This window comes from Micromonospora sp. RV43 (assembly GCF_001029515.1).
Taxonomy (GTDB): Bacteria; Actinomycetota; Actinomycetes; order Mycobacteriales; family Micromonosporaceae; genus Micromonospora; species Micromonospora aurantiaca.
The window spans coordinates 1-16,201 of record NZ_LEKG01000179.1; the positions used below are offsets into that span (position 1 = coordinate 1).

Sequence of the window (16,201 nt, forward strand, 5' to 3'; positions counted from 1 at the left end):
GGGGCGGGCAGCGGACGGCCGACAGAGCCCAGGGTCGACAGAGCCCGGGCAGGCAGGCGGTGTCAGGCGATTCGGCGACGGCCGCCACGGCGGGGCGCCGGTGCCCGTGTCTCAGCCGGTGGGGACGGCAGCACCTCCACGTCGAATCCGGCCCGCGCGAACACCTCGATCGCCCGGTGCTCGGCCGGGCCCAGGTCGGCCGGGCCGAGGTCGAACAGGGCGGTCACCAGGCAGCCGGAGCAGCCCACACCACGGTTGCCGCAGGTGTCGCAGTCGATCAGCATCAACGCCTCCTGACGGGTCGCCGGTGGCGGCCGGGGAAGGAGCCACCACCGTCGGTCACCACGACGCTAACGCTCGGGTACGACAGAACCGGACAACGAGGCAGCAGCCGCCGCGAAACAGAACCACTACGCCGAAGTGGCGCGATCAGCACGCGCGCGACCCCGCCACGTCCCCGAACTGGAGTCGATCAAGCGGCGGGAGGCGACGCGGAGAAGCTCAGGAACGCGCCAGGCGCCGCAGCAGCGAGTCCGCACCCAGCGGGTACGCGCCGTGCCGGCGTACCCCGTCGGCCACCTCCCGGTCGGAGGAGACCACGACCACCGGCCGCCCGGCCGGCTCGGCGCGGACCAGCCGGCGGATCAACTCGTCGGCGGTCTCCCCCTTGCGGGAGAACAGCACCCGCACGCCGCGTGGCGCCGGTGGCAGGCCGTGGATCCGCTCGGCGCCGTCGAAGACGACTGTGACCTCGTCCCCGGTCTGCGCGGCGATCCCGCCCAGCCCGGTGATGAGCCGCTTGCGCTGCTGCTCCAGGGACATCTCGCCGAAGCCGCGCTTGGTCACGTTGTAGCCGTCCACCACGAGGTGCGCCCGGGGCAGCGCGAGCAACTGGTCGAGGCGGGCCGGGTCGTCGGTGTCGCGGGCCCGCGTCGACGGGCCGGCCGGTGCGGTGCCCGGCTGCTCGGCGAACGCGTCGGCGACGAAGTCGGCCGGGAGCTTGTCCACCGGGTCGAGCGCCAGCTCGCGGCGCAGCCCCACGGCGGCCTGGCCGATCGTCTCCAGCAGCAGCCACAGCCGCGCGTCGTCGACCGAGCGGGCCTCCTTGGCGCTGGCCCGGGCCACTCCGGCGGCGGCCTCCGCCTCAGCCAGCCGGGCCCGGGCGCGGCGCAGTTCGGCGTCCGCGTCGGCGGCGGCGCGGGCTGCCCGCCCCCGCTCGGTGGCGAGCATCTCGGTGGCCTTGCGCTCCCGGGCCTGGGTCTCCCGCAGGGTACGGGTCAGCTGGCGGGCCTCCTCGCGGAGCTGCCCCAGTTCCTCCCGGACCCGGGCCAGCTCGTCGCGCAGCTTCTCCGCCTCGACCCGGGCCACCGCGCGGTCGTGCTCGGCGCGGGCGGCCCGCTGCTCGGCCTCGCGGACCAGTTCGGCCACTACCGCGCTGTCTGCCTCGGCGCGTACCGCCTCGCCGCTGGCGTCGATGAGTTCCCGCCAGCCGCGGGGCCGGGCCAGGTAGGCCAGGGCGGCCACCTCGACCGGGTCGGCGGCGGCCGGCGCGGTGCCCTCGACCACAGCCGCGCCCAGGTCACCGGCGTCGGCGAGGACCCGGGCGGTGATCCGCTGCCGGAACAGCGGGTCGGCGGTGAGCTGCGCGGCGATCGCGGGCGCGCCGAGGCGGGCGCGGCGGTTGGGGGCGAACTTGGCGACCCGCCGCAGCGGCACCGGCACCTCGTCGGCGGGCAGGCCGGGCAGCACGGCGGCGGTCAGCGTGACGATCCGCTGCCGGACCGGCTCGGGCAGCACGGGCTCGGGCTCGATCGCGGGTGGCGCGTCCTCATCGGCGGGCACGCCGACCACCGGCTCCTCCACGGAGGAGTGGTCGTCGTACGGCTCGGTGAGGGGCATGAGGCAAGTCTCCCACCCCGAACGGGCCCACCGCCCGGTGAGTGAGCCGATCTCTCATCGTACCCCCGTGGTATCTCCTGGGGCGGCAGTGACAGGAGTGTCGGACCGTGCCGCTAGCGTCCCGCGGGTGACACGAGCGGAGTACGTCCAGGAGTCGCTGGCCGGCCTGGACCCGGCGGGCAGCGGTGTCGACCCGGCGCTGCCGCTCTACGCGACCACCTTCGTGGTGGTCGACCTGGAGACCACCGGCGGCGCTCCCGACGGCGGCGGGATCACCGAGATCGGCGCGGTGAAGGTCCGTGGCGGCGAGGAGCTGGGCGTGCTCGCCACGCTCGTCAACCCGGGCGTGCCGATCCCGCCGTTCATCACCGTGCTCACCGGCATCACCCAGGCCATGCTGCTGCCCGCCCCGCCGATCGAGCAGGTGCTGCCGAGTTTCCTGGAGTTCGTCAGCGACGCCGTGCTCGTCGCCCACAACGCGCCGTACGACGTGGGTTTCCTCAAGGCGGCCTGCGCGAAGCACGGCTACCGCTGGCCCAACCCCCGGGTGCTGGACACGGCCGCGCTGGCCCGGCGGGTGCTCACCCGCGACGAGGTGCCCAACCGCAAGCTGGGCACGCTCGCCGCCTACTTCCGCACCGCGACCCAGCCCACCCACCGGGCGCTCGACGACGCGAAGGCCACAGTCGACGTGCTGCACGGGCTGATCGGCCGCCTCGGCGGGCACCGGGTCGGCACGGTCGGCGAGGCGATCGAGTTCGCCCGCGCGGTCACCCCCACCCAGCGCCGCAAGCGGCACCTCGCCGACGGGCTGCCGAAGGTGCCGGGCGTCTACATCTTCCGGGCCGCCGACGACCGGCCGCTCTACGTGGGCACGTCCGGCGACATCGCCACCCGGGTCCGCAGCTACTTCACCGCCGCGGAGAAGCGGGCCCGGATCTCCGAGATGCTCGCCGCCGCCGAGCGGGTGGAGGCGGTCGAGTGCGCGCACTCGCTGGAGGCGGAGGTCCGCGAGCTGCGGCTGATCGCGGCGCACGCGCCGCCGTACAACCGCAGGTCGAAGTATCCGGAGCGCCAGGTGTGGCTGAAGCTCACCGACGAGGCGTACCCCCGGTTGTCGATCGTGCGCGACATCGCGCCCACCGACACGGCCTACCTGGGGCCGTTCCGGTCCCGGCAGGCGGCGGAGCTGGCCGCCGCCGGCTTCCACGACGCGGTGCCGCTGCGGCAGTGCACGCACCGGCTCTCCCGGCGCACCACCATGCCGGCCTGCGCGCTGGCCGAGCTGGGTCGCTGCCCGGCGCCCTGCGAGCACCGGATCACCCCCGAGGAGTACGACGACGCAGCGGCGACGCCGTTCCGCACCGCCACCAGCGACGACCCCGGAGTGGTGGTGGACGCGCTGCTCGCCCGCATCGAGGTGCTGTCGGCCGCCCGGCGGTACGAGGAGGCGGCTGTGGTCCGCGGCCGGCTGGTGGCGGTGCTGCGCGCGGCGGTCCGGATGCAACGGCTGGCCGCGTTGACCGGCATCGCCGAGCTGGCCGCCGCCCGTCCGGCCGCCCGGGGCGGCTGGGAGCTGGCGCTGGTGCGGCACGGCCGGCTCGCCGGGGCCGGGGTGTCCCCGCCGGGTGTCCATCCGCGACCCACGATCGCGGCGATCCGCGCCACCGCCGAGACGGTGCTGCCCCGGCACGGTCCGGTGCCGGCCGCGACCGCCGAGGAGACCGAGCGGATCCTGTCCTGGTTGGAACGACCGGAGACCCGGCTGGTCGAGTCGACAGACGGCTGGGCCTCGCCGGTGGCCGGCGCGGGGCGTTTCCGCGACCTGCTGACGAAGGCGGAGAACGGCGGATCCGCCGAACTCTCGACCGAACGCTCATGACCAACTGACCGATCGGACTACCTCGACTCCCTTAGTCTGTTAAAGGAGTGCAGACCTGCCCGATTCGCGGGCTCTGCTCCCGGTCGCCGGTTCCCGGTGGCCGAGGGCCGGGGTGAGGAGGTGTCCCAGGTGGACGTCGACGCCGGACACGGCGCCGCCCTGGGTGGCGCGCTCCCGACCCAGGGCGAACTACCGCTCACCCGCCGCCTGCGTTCCCTGCTCACCTGGCCGACGGCCGACGGCGACCCGGTCACCACACTGGTCCGCGCCCACCGTGGCATCCACGCGAGCGCCGACGCCTCGGTGCTGCGCCGGGCCTACACGATCGCCGAGAACATGCACCGCGGCCAGTTCCGCAAGAGCGGCGAGCCGTACATCACCCACCCGCTGGCGGTGGCGCAGATCTGCGCCGACCTCGGCATGGACACCATCACCCTGGTCGCCGCGCTGCTGCACGACACGGTGGAGGACACCCGCTACACGCTCCAGGCGCTCCAGGAGGACTTCGGCCGCGAGGTCGCCCACCTGGTCGACGGCGTGACCAAGTTCGACAAGGCGTTCTACGGCAAGGCCGCCGAGGCGGAGACCGTCCGCAAGATGATCGTGGCGGCCGGCAAGGACGTCCGGGTGCTGGTGATCAAGCTGGCGGACCGGCTGCACAACATGCGTACGCTCGGCGTCCGCTCGGCCGCCTCCCGGGAGCGGATCGCCCGCAAGACCCAGGAGGTGCTGGTCCCGCTCTGCGACCGGCTGGGCATCCAGACGCTCAAACGCGAGCTGGACGACGTGGTGCTGCTGCACCTGCGGCCGGAGGAGCACGCACGGATCGCCCGGTTCGTGCACGACCGGCCCGGCTGGGACGCCTACCTGGCCGACGTGGTGGCCCGCACCCGGGCGGCGTTGCGCCGCAACCGGGTCGACGCCGACGTCTCCCCCCGCCCCCGGCACCTCTACTCGATCTGGAAGGACACGGTCGCCGGCGACCACGCCGCCCCGTTCGACCTGCCCCGCATCGCGATCGTGGTGGACGGTCCGGCGACCGACTGTTACGCCGCGCTGGGCGCCGTGCACGGGCTCTGGCGGCCGGTGCCGGGCCGGTTCAAGGACTTCATCGCATCCCCGAAGAACAACCTCTACCGGTCGTTGCACACGAGCGTCTGCGGCCCGCAGGACCGCACGGTCGAGGTGCTGATCCGCACCACCGAGATGCACCGCTCCGCGGAGTACGGCGTGGCCGCCCACTACCGCTTCCCCCGGGCCGCGGGCCGGGGCGCCGACCGGGCGGACGAGCTGGCCTGGCTGCGCCGGGTGCTCGACTGGGAGCAGGAGACGGTCGACCCGACCCAGTTCATGGAGTCGCTGCGCTGCGACCTGTCCGAGGCGCAGATCCAGGTGGTGGCCGACGGGCGGCAGGTCGTACTGCCGGCCGGGGCGACACCTGTCGACCTCGCGTACGAGCTGGGCACCGAGCGCGGCGACCACTGCCTGGCCGCCCGGATCAACGGCCGGCTCGCGCCGCTGGCCTCCGAACTGGAGGAGGGCGACGTGGTGGAGATCTTCACCGAGAACGACGCGGAGAGCGGCTTCGAGGCGGACGTGGCCCCGCGCGGCCCGCGCCGGGAGTGGCTGGGCTTCGTGAAGTCCCCGCACGCCCAGATGCAGATCAACCGCTGGTTCGCCGAGCACACCGAGCCGGGCATCTCGATCGCCGACAAGGTCCGGCTCGGCCGGGCCTCGATCGGCCTGGCGTTGCGCAAGCACAGCCGGGGCCTGGCCAGCGACCTGCCGCTGCTGCGGCTGTCCGAGGAACTGGGCTACCCCGACCTGGAGACGCTGCTGGTGGCGGTCTTCGACCGCACTGTCGAGCCGGACACCGTGGTCCAGCAGTTGATCGATCTGGTCGACCACAGGCAGTAGACGGAGCCGGTCCGCGCCGGGACCACTAGCCTGGACGGCATGATCCCCCGCGCGCGTGCCACCGGACGGGCCCTCGGCTACCAGATCTTCTACCGGCTTCCGGTCCCGCTGCGACGGCGGCTGGTCCGGCTGGCCGTACCGAAGTACATCGTCGGCGCGGTCACGCTGGTCAAGGACACGGAGGCCACCGGCGCGGGCCGGATCCTGCTGCTGCGCCAGCCGCCCGGGTACAGCTGGACGCTGCCGGCCGGGCTGCTGCAACGCGGCGAGGCCCCGGTGGTCGGCGCCGCCCGCGAGCTGTACGAGGAATCAGGCGTCCGTCTGTCCCCCGACGCGCTGCGCCCGGCGGTGCCGAACGCGGTGGTGCACGCCAAGGGCTGGGTCGACGTGGTCTTCGAGGCGGAGGTGCCGGCGTCGACCACCGAGCTGAAGGTGGACGGCGCCGAGGTGTTCGAGGCCGCCTTCCATCCGCTCGACGACCTGCCCCGGCTCAGCCGCGCCACCGCCAATCTGCTCGGCTACTACGGCATCGGCCCGCGCGCCGGCGAGCACCCACCGGCCGCGTGAGCACCCCGTACGCAGGCACTCCGGCTGCCGAGGTGTGCGCGGTGGTGCTGGCCGCGGGCGAGGGCACCCGGCTGCGCCCGCTCACCGAGCGGGTGCCGAAGGCGCTCTGCCCGGTGGGAAACGTCCCGCTGCTGGACCGGGCGCTGGCGCGGCTGGCCGGGCTCGGCCTGACCGGCCCGGAGCGGGTCGCGGTGAACGCCTGCTACCTGGGTGACCAGGTGGTCTCGCGGGTGGGCGGACGGGCTCACCTGTCGGTCGAGCCGGACGCCCCGCTCGGCACCGCCGGGGGTGTGGGCCGGCTGCGGGACTGGATCGACGGCCGGGGCGTGCTGGTCGGCAACGCCGACGCGTACCTGGCCGACCCGCAGGCCCCGCCCGGGCCGGACATCGCCGCGCTGCTGGACGGGTGGGACGGGCACGGCGTACGCCTGCTCGGCCGTCCCGCCGACGACCCGCACGCCCCCGGGACCTTCGACGGCCACGAGTTCGTGGGTTTCTCGCTGCTGCCCTGGCGGCTGGTCCGCGACCTGCCACCCACGTTCGGCGACCTGGTCCGGGCGGTGTGGCGGCCCGCGGAGGCCGCCGGGGCGCTCACAGTCGTGCCCTACCGGGGGACGTTCTACGACACCGGCACCCCGGCCGACTACCTGGCCGCCAACCTGCACGCGGCGGGACCGGACGGACTGGTGGACCCGGCCGCGACGGTGGACGGCCGGGTCACCGGCTCGGTGATCGGCGCGGGCGCGCGGGTGCACGGCGACGTGGACCGGTCGGTGGTGTGGCCTGGTGCGACAGTCGCGGCCGGGGAACGCCTGCGCGAGGTGATCCGGGCCGGGGACGACCTGACCGTCCCGGCGGCGCGGTGAGGGGCGCGGGCTCTAGCATGGGCCTCGTCGCCGACGAACGGAGAACCGTCCCGTGATCACCGCGATCGTGCTGATCGACTGCGCCACCGACTCCATCCCCGAGGTGGCCGAGACCCTGGCCAACCTGCCCGGCGTCAGCGAGGTCTACTCGGTGGCCGGGCACGTCGACCTGATCGCCATGGTCCGGGTCCGGGAGTTCGAGCAGATCGCCCAGGTCATCGCCGGCAGCATCTCGAAGGTGCCGGGCGTGCTCAACACCGAGTCGCACATCGCGTTCCGCGCCTACTCGCAGCACGACCTGGAGGAGGCGTTCGCGATCGGGCTGGCGAACGCCGACTGACACGAGCCGGTGACCGGCCCGCCCTCGCGGGCGGACCGGCCACCGGCGACCGTGCGGTACGTCAGCTCTGGCTGGGCACCGGGGTCTCCGTGGTGCCCGGAGCGGGCTCCTCGGTCTCGGTGCCGCCCGGAGCCGGCGACTCGGTCCCACCCGGGGACGTGGTGCCGCCCGGGCTGGGCGTGCCGCTGGCGCTGGTCTGCGGAACCGGGACGCCCAGGGTCTGGGCCAGGGCCACGAGCGCGTCGTAGTGCGCCTGGAGGACCGGCAGCGCGTCCTGCGCGATCTGCACCACCGACTGCTCCGAGCCCTGCGAGATCTCGGTCTGGGTGGCCTGGATCGCCTGGACGTGGCCGGCGAGCTGCGCGGTCACCCACGCCTTGTCGAACTCGGCCCCGCTGAGGTTGTTCAGCTTGTCCAGGACCTTCTGCTGGTCGGCGGTCGGGTCGGCCGGCAACTGCACGTTGAGCTGCTGCGCGGTCGACTGCACCGTCTGGTCCAGCTGGGTGTGGTCCGTCACGAACATCTTGCCCAGGTCCTTGACCTGTTGGTTCTGACCCTTCTGCTGGGCCAGGTTACCGGCGGTGATCTCGAACAGGTTGACCTGGTGAACCGCCTGCAGGTACTGCGTGTCCTGCGTCGACGGCTGTGCCGCCGCCTGCGCCGCGGCGGCGGGCGCCAGCCCCACGACCACCAGCGCGGCCAGCAGGCCCAGGCGTTTGATTCCCAACATTCGTTCCTCCCCCATGAGACGTCGGACCGCACGGATACCCGGCTGACCGGGGTTATTCCTGCGATTCCACCCGTCCGTGTCGGGGGCGACGGCCGTCGGCGCACCGGCCTCCCGCCGTACGCGGGAGGGAACGGGACGACCGGTGCGGAAACGGCAGTGGCGCCCGCCGGAAGATCCGGCGGGCGCCACTGTCAGTCGTACCGGGGAGGGTCAGCGACGGCTCTCGCCGCTGCCGATCTCCTCCCGCTCCGGCCGGGCCTCGACCGGCGGGTGCCCCGGCGAGACCGGCGCCTCGGCCGGCTTCTCGATCGGGTAGAAGAAGCCCCGGATCGCCGGGCCGAGGGCACCGAGCCGGTTCATCTTCTTCGGCACCACCCAGCCGACGTAGTCCAGCGCCGGCGGGTGACCGTCGTGGCCGTCGGCCGAGGTGAGCGGCTGGTGGACCTCGACGAACCGGCCGTCGGGCAGCCGCTTGATGATGCCGGTCTCCACGCCGTGGGCCAGCACCTCCCGGTCGTGCTGCTGCAGACCCAGGCAGATCCGGTACGTGATGTAGTACGCGATCGGCGGCAGGATCAGCAGGCCGATCCGGCCACCCCAGGTCATCGCGTTCAGGCTGATGTGGAACTTGTCCGCGATGACGTCGTTGGCGCCGGAGAGGGTCAGCACGACGTAGAAGGCGAGCGCCATGGCGCCCACGGCGGTGCGGGCCGGAACGTCCCGGGGCCGCTGGAGCAGGTTGTGGTGCTTGTAGTCCTTGAGGCGGCGCGCCTCCAGGAACGGATACATCGTCGACAGGCCGACCAGGATTCCGGGTAGCACCACAGTCGGCCAGAACAACGGTGGGATGACGTACCCGTTGCCGATCGGGATGTGGATCTCCCAGCCCGGCATGAGGCGGGTCGAGCCGTCGAGGAACATGACGTACCAGTCGGGCTGGCTGGCCGCCGAGACCACCCACGCCTCGTACGGGCCGAACAGCCAGATCGGGTTGATCTGGAACATGCCGCCCATCAGCGCGATCACGCCGAAGACGACCATGAAGAAGCCGCCCTGCTTGAGCGCGTAGCGCGGGAACATCCGCTCGCCGACCACGTTGGAGTTGGTCCGGCCGGGGCCGGGCCACTGGGTGTGCTTCTGCTTGAACACCAGGCCGAGGTGCACGCTGATCAGCGCCACCAGCAGACCCGGGACGAGCAGCACGTGGGCGATGAAGAAGCGGCTGATGATGATGGTGCCGGGGAACTCCCCGCCGAAGATCGACGAGCTGACCCAGGAGCCGATCACCGGGATCGACAGGATGATCGCGGAGGCGATCCGCAGACCGGTGCCGGACAGGCCGTCGTCCGGCAGCGAGTAGCCGGTGAAGCCGGCCAGGAAGCCGACCCAGAACAGCAGCGAGCCGATGATCCAGTTGGTCTCACGGGGCTTGCGGAACGCGCCGGTGAAGAAGACCCGCAGCATGTGGACCACGATGGCGGCCATGAACAGCAGGGCCGACCAGTGGTGCATCTGCCGCATGATCAGACCACCCCGGACATCGAACGAGATGTCCAGGCTGGAGGCGTAGGCGGCCGACATCGGGGTGCCCCGCAGCGGCGCGTAGCTGCCGTTGTAGATGACCTCGGTCATCGCCGGCTCGAAGAAGAACGTCAGGAAGACGCCGGTGAGCAGCAGGACGATGAACGAGAACAGCGCGATCTCGCCGAGCAGGAACGACCAGTGGTCGGGGAAGACCTTGTTCAGCAGCTTGCGCAGGGGCGTGGCCACCTGGAAGCGGTCGTCCACCGCCCGCGCACTCTTGGCCGGCAGCGCTGCTGCATCAAACTTTCGGCGCTTCATGGCCGCTCCCAGAAGTCGGGACCGATGGTCTCGGTGTAGTCGGACTTCGCCACGAAGAAGCCCTCCTCGTCCACCTCGATCGGCAGCTGCGGCAGCGGCCGGTTCGCCGGGCCGAAGATCGGCTTGGCGTTGTCGGTGATGAGGAACTGCGACTGGTGGCAGGGGCAGAGCAGGCGGTTGGTCTGCTGCTCGTAGAGGCTGGCCGGGCAGCCGGCGTGCGTGCAGATCTTGGAGAACGCGACGTAGTTGCCCCACATGTAGTCGCCGTGGCCCTTGCGCTCGTTCGCGGCGCGCGACTTCTGCGCGTCGTCCTCCCGCAGGTGGATGAGCAGGGTCGGCGAGTCGGCGTGCAGGTTGCTCACGCCGCCGTCGATGCCCGGGAACACGGTGAGCTGGCCGCCGACGCTGACGTCGGCCGGGCGGATCGGGCGGCCGTCCTCACGGATCAGCCGGATCTTCTTGCCGCCCTCGCCCGGCTGGAAGCCGGTGGTGAACATCTGGTTGTTCTTGTGCGGCTGCTCGATCAGGCCACCGATCAGCGGGGCCGCGGCCACCGCGCCCACCGGCGCCAGGCCGGCGAGCAGCGAGATGCCGAGCAGCGGCCGGCGACGGACGCCCATCTCGTCGGCCAGGTAGAGCATGGTCTCGCCGGTGATCTTGCGACCCTCCGGGTCGTCGGCCTGGTCGTGCCGGTCCTGGATCGAGACCTCCTTGGGCAGCAGCTTCTTGCCCCAGGTCAGGATGCCGAAACCGATGCCCAGCAGCGCCAGGCCCAGCGTCACGCCGAGCAGCGGCGTGTAGAGCTTGTCGCCGCCGGTACCCGGCTCCCACTGCCACGGCCACCAGATGTAGACCACCAGGAAGGCGGTCGCGAAGACGCCGGTCAGCAGGAACATCAGGGCGACCGTGCGGGTCAGCCGGCGCTCGGCCTTGCTGCCCGGGACCACCTGCGGCTCGTAGTGGACGATCTCGATGTCGTCCCGCCGCGCGCCCTCCTGGACGATGTCGAACCGGGAGAGCCGGGGGTCGTTCACGTCGAGCGGCTCCGGGCCCTGCTGGGCCTGGTGCTCGGTGTGGGTGCTCATGCCGTCACCTCGCTACGGGTGACGCCGGGGGTCGGCGCCACAGCACTGGAAGCATTGATCCGTCCGGTCACGACTTGCCCGCGATCCACAGGCTCGCGAAGACCAGCGCGACGATGCCGACCAGGAAGATCGCGAGACCCTCGGTCGACGGGCCGTAGCGGCCCAGGTTGAAGCCGCCCGGATCGCCGTCGTGCTTCAGCGTCTCCTGGATGTAGGCGATGATGTCCGCCTTCTCCTCGGGCGTGATCTGGTTGTCGCCGAACACCGGCATGTTCTGCGGGCCGCTCAGCATCGCGGCGTAGATCTGCCGGTCGCTGGCCGGCGCCAGGCTCGGCGCGTACTTGCCGGAGGACAGCGCGCCGCCGCCGCCGCTGAAGGCGTGGCACTGCGAGCAGTTGATCCGGAACAGCTCACCACCGGTGGACAGGTTGGCGCCCTCACGCAGGTCGCCGTTGGGGACCTCCGGGCCGCCGCCGAGCTCCTGGATGTACTGCCCGAGCTGGCGCACCTGCTCGTCGGTGAACTGCGGCGGCTTGCGCATGGCCTGGGCCTCCTGCCGGGCCATCGGCATGCGACCGCTGCTGACCTGGAACTCGACCGAGGCCGCTCCGACGCCGATCAGGCTCGGACCGCGGCCCTCGACGCCCTGGGCGTTGCGACCGTGACAGGTCACACAGCTCACGTCGAACAGCGCCTTGCCCTCGTTGCCTGCGGCGGTCAACGGAGGGTTGTCCTGCGCCTGCACGCCGGGGGCGAAGACGGTGTAGGCACCGCCGGCCAGCATCAGCGCGGCGAACAGCCGGACCGCGGCACCCAGCCGGCGGCGGCCCCTGCTGCGCGCTACGGGCCGCCCGCGCAGCCGCGCGAGCAGACCGCGTCGGCGGTCGTTGTCAGAAGTCATGACCTGTGTCCTTAACCGGTTGGACCTTGTCTCAGGGGACGGAGCAGCGGCGCGGTTCGTGACGCGCCAAGATCACTGGAGCCAGTAGATCATGGCGTAGAGCCCGATCCACACGACGTCCACGAAGTGCCAGTAGTAGGACACGACGATCGCCGAGGTCGCCTGGGCGGGGGTGAACCGGCCCATCGTGGTACGGATCATGAAGATCACGAAGGCGATGAGGCCGCCGGTCACGTGCAGACCGTGGAAGCCGGTGGTGAGGTAGAACATCGACCCGTAACCGTCTTCGTTGATCTTCACACCCTCGTGCACCAGGGTCCGGTACTCGTTCAGCTGACCGAGCACGAAGATCAGACCCATCACGAAGGTGATCGTGAACCACCGGCGCAGAGCGTGGACGTCACCGCGCTCGGCCGCGAACACGCCGATCTGGCAGGTGATCGAGGAGAGCACCAGGATCACCGTGAACGTGGTCGCGTACGGGATGTTCAGCACCTCGGTGTGCTTCTCCCACTGCTCCGGCGCCGCCGCGCGGATGGAGAAGTACATCGCGAACAGCGCCGCGAAGAACATGAGTTCGCTGGAGAGCCACACGATCGTCCCGACGCTGACCATGTTGGGTCGGGTCAGGGAGTGGATCCGGCTCTTGTCAATGGCTGGGGCCGCAGTCACGCGGTCATTATTGCCCCTGACCGGGACCGACGATCAGCGGGGTGCCAAACCGGTCCCTTCCGTGGCCCGATCGTGGTGGTCCGCTTCGCCTGACCTACCCTGAAAAGCGTGCTGCACGTCGATCAGATCCGCGCCGTCACCTCGGCTGTTCCGGCGACACTGGCGGCGGGAGGCGAGGGCGCCCCGCCGCCGTTCACCGTGACCCGGGTCCTCACCGAGACCCGCCTGGACAGCTGGCTCACGCTGGGCATCGTCCTGGCCGCCGGCCTCTACCTCTACGGGGTGCACCGGCTGCGGCTGCGCGGCGACCGCTGGCCGGTCGTCCGTACCGTGTCGTTCCTCGGCCCCGGCCTCGGCGGCATCGCCCTGGTCACGCTCACCGGCCTCGGCGCGTACGACACCGCCCTGCTCTCGGTGCACATGGTGCAGCACATGGTGCTGTCCATGATCGCGCCGATCTTCCTGGCGCTCGGCGCCCCGGTGACGCTGGCGCTGCGCACGCTGCCGGTGCGGCCCCGCAAGCGGCTGCTCGCGATCGTGCACAGCAAGGTGATCCGGATCTACAGCTTCCCGCTCGTGGCGTTCGCCATCTTCGTGGTGAACCCGTTCGCGCTGTACTTCACCGACCTCTACGAGTTCACCCTGCGCCACGAGTGGGCGCACGAACTGGTCCACGCGCACTTCATCGCCACCGGCTGCGTCTTCTTCTGGCCGCTGCTCGGCCTGGACCCGCTGCCCGGCCGCTGGCCGTACCCGGGGCGCGCGCTGCTCATGCTGCTCTCGGTGCCGTTCCACACCGTCCTCGGCCTGACCATCATGCAGAGCACCACGCTGTTCGGCGGCGACTGGTACCCGTCGCTCAACCTGTCCTGGTCCGACCCCTGGAACGACCAGGTGGTCGCCGGCGGCATCCTGTGGGCCGGCGGCGAGTTCGTCAGCGTCACCATGCTCGCCGTCCTGGTCGTCCAGTGGGTCAAGCAGTCCGAGCGCGAGGCCCGCCGGCTCGACCGCGAGCTGGACCGCCAGGAGGCCCGCCAGCGCGCCGCGGAGGCGAGCACCTGACGGCACGTTCCGGGGTACGCCCCGAGCCCGCCGGGCGGGGCGACGGCCCGGATGTGACGACCGCTACGATCAGCGGGCAGCTACGAGGTGGGAGCCACGTCACGATGAGCGATCGTCTTTGCACCGTCCTGCTCTACAGCGACGACCCGAAGGTCCGCGACCGGATGCGGCTCGCCGTGGGCACCCGGCCGGCGCCCGGGATCGAGATCGAGTTCGTCGAGGCCGACGACTACAACGCCTGCATCCGGCTGGTCGACGACTACGAGATCGACCTGCTCCTGCTCGACGGCGAGGCGACCCCGGGCGGCGGCATCGGCATCGCCCGCCAGATCAAGGACGACCGGGACGACGCGCCGCCGACCTGCGTGGTGCTGGCTCGCGCCGCCGACCGCTGGCTGGCCGCGTACGCCGAGGTCGACGCCACGCTGACCCACCCGCTGGACCCGGTGGTCGCCGGCAGCACCGTGGCGGAGCTGCTGCGCCGCACCCACGCCGCGGCCTGACCCCTCCGGTCCTCGCGCGCCACGGCGACGCGGCCGTGGCGCGCCCCAACCGCTTTCCTCACGCCGCTCGGGAGGCCCGCCATGGGCGAACGGACCTGGCCGCTTCTGCTCAACGCGCTGCTGCGCGGCGAGGAGCTCTCCACCGCCGACACCGCGTGGGCGATGGGCGAGATCATGGCCGGCTCGGCCACCCCGGCGCAGATCGCCGGGTTCGCCGTGGCGCTGCGCACCAAGGGTGAGACCCCCGCCGAGCTTGGCGGCCTGGTCGAGGCCATGCTGACCCGCGCGGTGCCGGTGCACCTGCCCGAGGACGTACGCGCGACCGCGCTGGACGTGGTCGGCACCGGCGGAGACCTCGCGCACACGGTGAACATCTCCACCATGGCGGCGCTGGTGGTCGCCGGGGCCGGGGTCCGCGTGGTCAAGCACGGCAACCGGGCCGCCTCCTCCTCGTGTGGCACCGCCGACGTGCTGGAGCAGCTCGGCGTACCCCTCGACCTGGCACCGGAGCAGGTGGCCCGCTGCGTCACCGAGGCCGGCATCGGCTTCTGCTTCGCCGCCCGCTTCCACCCCGGCATGCGCCACACCGGCCCGGTCCGGCGCGAGATCGGCGTACCCACCGCGTTCAACTTCCTCGGCCCGCTGACCAACCCGGCGCGGCCCCGCGCGGGCGCCGTGGGCTGCTTCGACAAGCGGATGGCCCCGGTGATGGCCGCCGTCTTCGCGGCCCGTGGCGACTCCGCGATCGTGGTACGCGGCGAGGACGGCCTGGACGAGTTCAGCACCGGCGCCCCCACCCGGGTCTGGGTGGCGCAGCAGGGCAGCGTCACCGAGGCCGTGCTGGACGCGACGGACCTCGGCGTGCCCCGGGCCACCCTGGCCGACCTGCGCGGCGGGGACGCGGTCTACAACGCCGACGTCGTCCGCCGCCTGCTCGCCGGTGAGACCGGCCCGGTGCGGGACGCGGTGCTGGTCAACGCCGCTGTCGCGCTTGCCACCCAGGGTCCGCTCGACGGCGATCTGCACGAGGTGCTGCGGGCCAACCTGGACCGGGCCGCCGAGGCTGTCGACTCGGGCGCCGCCGCGGCCGCGCTGGAGCGCTGGCTCGAGGTGGCGCGCACCGCCTGACGGCGGCCTGGCGCGGGTGTTGTCGTACCCGCGTGCCAAACTACACGGGAGTTATTTTCCGTTTTCGGTCTTTCCGTTTTCGGTCTCTGGTCCGCCGGCCGGCGTCTCACCGCCTGGGCCGGTGCCCGGAGCGAGAGGAGCCTCCCGTGTCTGACCGCGAGCTGCACTGTGACACCTGCGAGGGCGTCGTGCTGTTCGAGGCGCCGCCGTGCGGCGACGGGCACGGCGCCGACTGCCCGGAGCTGATCTGCACCGGTTGCGGCGCGGCAGTGGTGATCGCCACGTTCACGTTCCGCGAGACCCGCCTGGCGAGCCGCCGCACACCCCGCCGGCCGTTCCATTCACCGGAAGCGCCGTTCCACTTGCCAGGACCACGGGAGATCTTGGAAGCAAAGCGCCCTCATAGGGGCCCTTTCCTTCCAAGATCTCGCTCACCGCACCGTTCGTCCGCGTTCAAGGCCGGGTGCCGTGACGAGTCAGGGCCGACACCTCACGCCCGAAGGCCCGACGCCCGCCCTCACGCCTTACGCGCACCGCCGACCGCCCAGGCGAGCGCCGGCCACCGTGCGCTCCCGCGCCGGCCCGGCCTCGTTGATCAAGGAGTTTGAGGCACTTTCGCGCGCCGTCGATGACACAAACCCCTTGATCACCGGTTCGGCCGGGGAGAGCCCTCGCCACCCCGGCCACCAAGCGGTGATCAAGGAGTTTGGGTCCACCGGGGCGACCGTGGGGGACACAAACTCCTTGATCACGAGCGGCGGACGGTTGGGCTGTCGGGCGGGCGAGGTGGAGCGAGGTGGGGTGGGC

The 16,201-nt window shown here is 72.1% G+C and carries 15 protein-coding genes; 8 read left to right on the forward strand and 7 right to left on the reverse strand.

The genetic code is table 11. The features are described from left to right. Positions 1 to 62: 62 nt before the first annotated feature. Positions 63 to 284, reverse strand: a complete 222-nt coding sequence (locus tag ABD52_RS30830; protein ID WP_047894078.1) for a hypothetical protein — start codon at positions 282 to 284, stop codon at positions 63 to 65. 217 nt (positions 285 to 501) lie between these two features. Then, entirely contained in the window at positions 502 to 1,899 is a 1,398-nt protein-coding gene (locus tag ABD52_RS30835) for an NYN domain-containing protein (protein ID WP_013287684.1), read from the reverse strand. Positions 1,900 to 2,026: 127 nt separating this feature from the next. Here ABD52_RS30835 and ABD52_RS30840 point away from each other — a divergent pair, with 127 nt between their 5' ends. The 5 genes from ABD52_RS30840 to ABD52_RS30860 all read left to right on the forward strand — a co-directional run bounded on the left by ABD52_RS30840 (position 2,027) and on the right by ABD52_RS30860 (position 7,471). Then, the gene (locus tag ABD52_RS30840; RefSeq protein WP_047894079.1) at positions 2,027 to 3,781 is read left to right on the forward strand and encodes a DEDD exonuclease domain-containing protein; all 1,755 of its coding nucleotides are present in this window, start codon (positions 2,027 to 2,029) and stop codon (positions 3,779 to 3,781) included. A gap of 129 nt (positions 3,782 to 3,910) precedes the next feature. Next, the gene (locus ABD52_RS30845) at positions 3,911 to 5,698 is read left to right on the forward strand and encodes a bifunctional (p)ppGpp synthetase/guanosine-3',5'-bis(diphosphate) 3'-pyrophosphohydrolase (protein WP_047894081.1); all 1,788 of its coding nucleotides are present in this window, start codon (positions 3,911 to 3,913) and stop codon (positions 5,696 to 5,698) included. Between the two features lie 39 nt (positions 5,699 to 5,737). After that, positions 5,738 to 6,265: an NUDIX hydrolase gene (locus tag ABD52_RS30850; RefSeq protein ID WP_013287687.1), complete on the forward strand. Its 528-nt coding sequence runs from the start codon at positions 5,738 to 5,740 to the stop codon at positions 6,263 to 6,265. After that, on the forward strand, positions 6,262 to 7,131 hold the full coding sequence (locus ABD52_RS30855; RefSeq protein ID WP_047894080.1) for an NTP transferase domain-containing protein: 870 nt from the start codon (positions 6,262 to 6,264) through the stop codon (positions 7,129 to 7,131). Before ABD52_RS30850 ends, ABD52_RS30855 begins: the two co-directional genes overlap by 4 nt. A 52-nt stretch (positions 7,132 to 7,183) precedes the next feature. Continuing rightward, positions 7,184 to 7,471, forward strand: a complete 288-nt coding sequence (locus ABD52_RS30860) for an Lrp/AsnC family transcriptional regulator (RefSeq protein WP_013287689.1) — start codon at positions 7,184 to 7,186, stop codon at positions 7,469 to 7,471. A gap of 61 nt (positions 7,472 to 7,532) precedes the next feature. On the opposite strand, the gene ABD52_RS30865 is transcribed toward ABD52_RS30860, so the two are convergent. The 5 genes from ABD52_RS30865 to ABD52_RS30885 all read right to left on the reverse strand — a co-directional run bounded on the left by ABD52_RS30865 (position 7,533) and on the right by ABD52_RS30885 (position 12,701). Further along, positions 7,533 to 8,201, reverse strand: coding sequence for a DUF4142 domain-containing protein (locus tag ABD52_RS30865; protein WP_013287690.1), 669 nt, complete (start codon positions 8,199 to 8,201; stop codon positions 7,533 to 7,535). A 210-nt stretch (positions 8,202 to 8,411) separates the two neighbouring features. Then, the gene (locus ABD52_RS30870) at positions 8,412 to 10,043 is read right to left on the reverse strand and encodes a cytochrome b N-terminal domain-containing protein (protein WP_013287691.1); all 1,632 of its coding nucleotides are present in this window, start codon (positions 10,041 to 10,043) and stop codon (positions 8,412 to 8,414) included. Next, positions 10,040 to 11,128: a ubiquinol-cytochrome c reductase iron-sulfur subunit gene (locus ABD52_RS30875; protein ID WP_013287692.1), complete on the reverse strand. Its 1,089-nt coding sequence runs from the start codon at positions 11,126 to 11,128 to the stop codon at positions 10,040 to 10,042. The genes ABD52_RS30870 and ABD52_RS30875 overlap by 4 nt, the downstream gene beginning before the upstream one ends. A gap of 67 nt (positions 11,129 to 11,195) precedes the next feature. Then, positions 11,196 to 12,029, reverse strand: coding sequence for a cytochrome c (locus ABD52_RS30880; protein WP_013287693.1), 834 nt, complete (start codon positions 12,027 to 12,029; stop codon positions 11,196 to 11,198). Between the two features lie 72 nt (positions 12,030 to 12,101). Next, the gene (locus ABD52_RS30885; protein ID WP_013287694.1) at positions 12,102 to 12,701 is read right to left on the reverse strand and encodes a heme-copper oxidase subunit III; all 600 of its coding nucleotides are present in this window, start codon (positions 12,699 to 12,701) and stop codon (positions 12,102 to 12,104) included. Between the two features lie 126 nt (positions 12,702 to 12,827). Between ABD52_RS30885 and ABD52_RS30890 the strand changes: the two genes are divergently transcribed. The 3 genes from ABD52_RS30890 to trpD all read left to right on the forward strand — a co-directional run bounded on the left by ABD52_RS30890 (position 12,828) and on the right by trpD (position 15,394). After that, the gene (locus ABD52_RS30890) at positions 12,828 to 13,763 is read left to right on the forward strand and encodes a cytochrome c oxidase assembly protein (protein ID WP_235437609.1); all 936 of its coding nucleotides are present in this window, start codon (positions 12,828 to 12,830) and stop codon (positions 13,761 to 13,763) included. A 104-nt stretch (positions 13,764 to 13,867) separates the two neighbouring features. After that, on the forward strand, positions 13,868 to 14,266 hold the full coding sequence (locus ABD52_RS30895) for a hypothetical protein (RefSeq protein WP_013287696.1): 399 nt from the start codon (positions 13,868 to 13,870) through the stop codon (positions 14,264 to 14,266). An 81-nt stretch (positions 14,267 to 14,347) separates the two neighbouring features. Continuing rightward, positions 14,348 to 15,394, forward strand: a complete 1,047-nt coding sequence (trpD, locus tag ABD52_RS30900) for an anthranilate phosphoribosyltransferase (RefSeq protein WP_013287697.1) — start codon at positions 14,348 to 14,350, stop codon at positions 15,392 to 15,394. Positions 15,395 to 16,201: the final 807 nt, after the last annotated feature.

What these genes read in the sequence shown, in the direction of transcription:
- ABD52_RS30830 (WP_047894078.1), bottom strand. Translation starts at nt 284, where the DNA reads ATGCTGATCGACTGCGACACCTGCGGCAACCGTGGTGTGGGCTGCTCC.
- ABD52_RS30835 (WP_013287684.1), bottom strand. Translation starts at nt 1,899, where the DNA reads ATGCCCCTCACCGAGCCGTACGACGACCACTCCTCCGTGGAGGAGCCG.
- ABD52_RS30850 (WP_013287687.1), top strand. Translation starts at nt 5,738, where the DNA reads ATGATCCCCCGCGCGCGTGCCACCGGACGGGCCCTCGGCTACCAGATC.
- ABD52_RS30865 (WP_013287690.1), bottom strand. Translation starts at nt 8,201, where the DNA reads ATGTTGGGAATCAAACGCCTGGGCCTGCTGGCCGCGCTGGTGGTCGTG.
- ABD52_RS30870 (WP_013287691.1), bottom strand. Translation starts at nt 10,043, where the DNA reads ATGAAGCGCCGAAAGTTTGATGCAGCAGCGCTGCCGGCCAAGAGTGCG.
- ABD52_RS30875 (WP_013287692.1), bottom strand. Translation starts at nt 11,128, where the DNA reads ATGAGCACCCACACCGAGCACCAGGCCCAGCAGGGCCCGGAGCCGCTC.
- ABD52_RS30880 (WP_013287693.1), bottom strand. Translation starts at nt 12,029, where the DNA reads ATGACTTCTGACAACGACCGCCGACGCGGTCTGCTCGCGCGGCTGCGC.
- ABD52_RS30895 (WP_013287696.1), top strand. Translation starts at nt 13,868, where the DNA reads ATGAGCGATCGTCTTTGCACCGTCCTGCTCTACAGCGACGACCCGAAG.
- trpD (WP_013287697.1), top strand. Translation starts at nt 14,348, where the DNA reads ATGGGCGAACGGACCTGGCCGCTTCTGCTCAACGCGCTGCTGCGCGGC.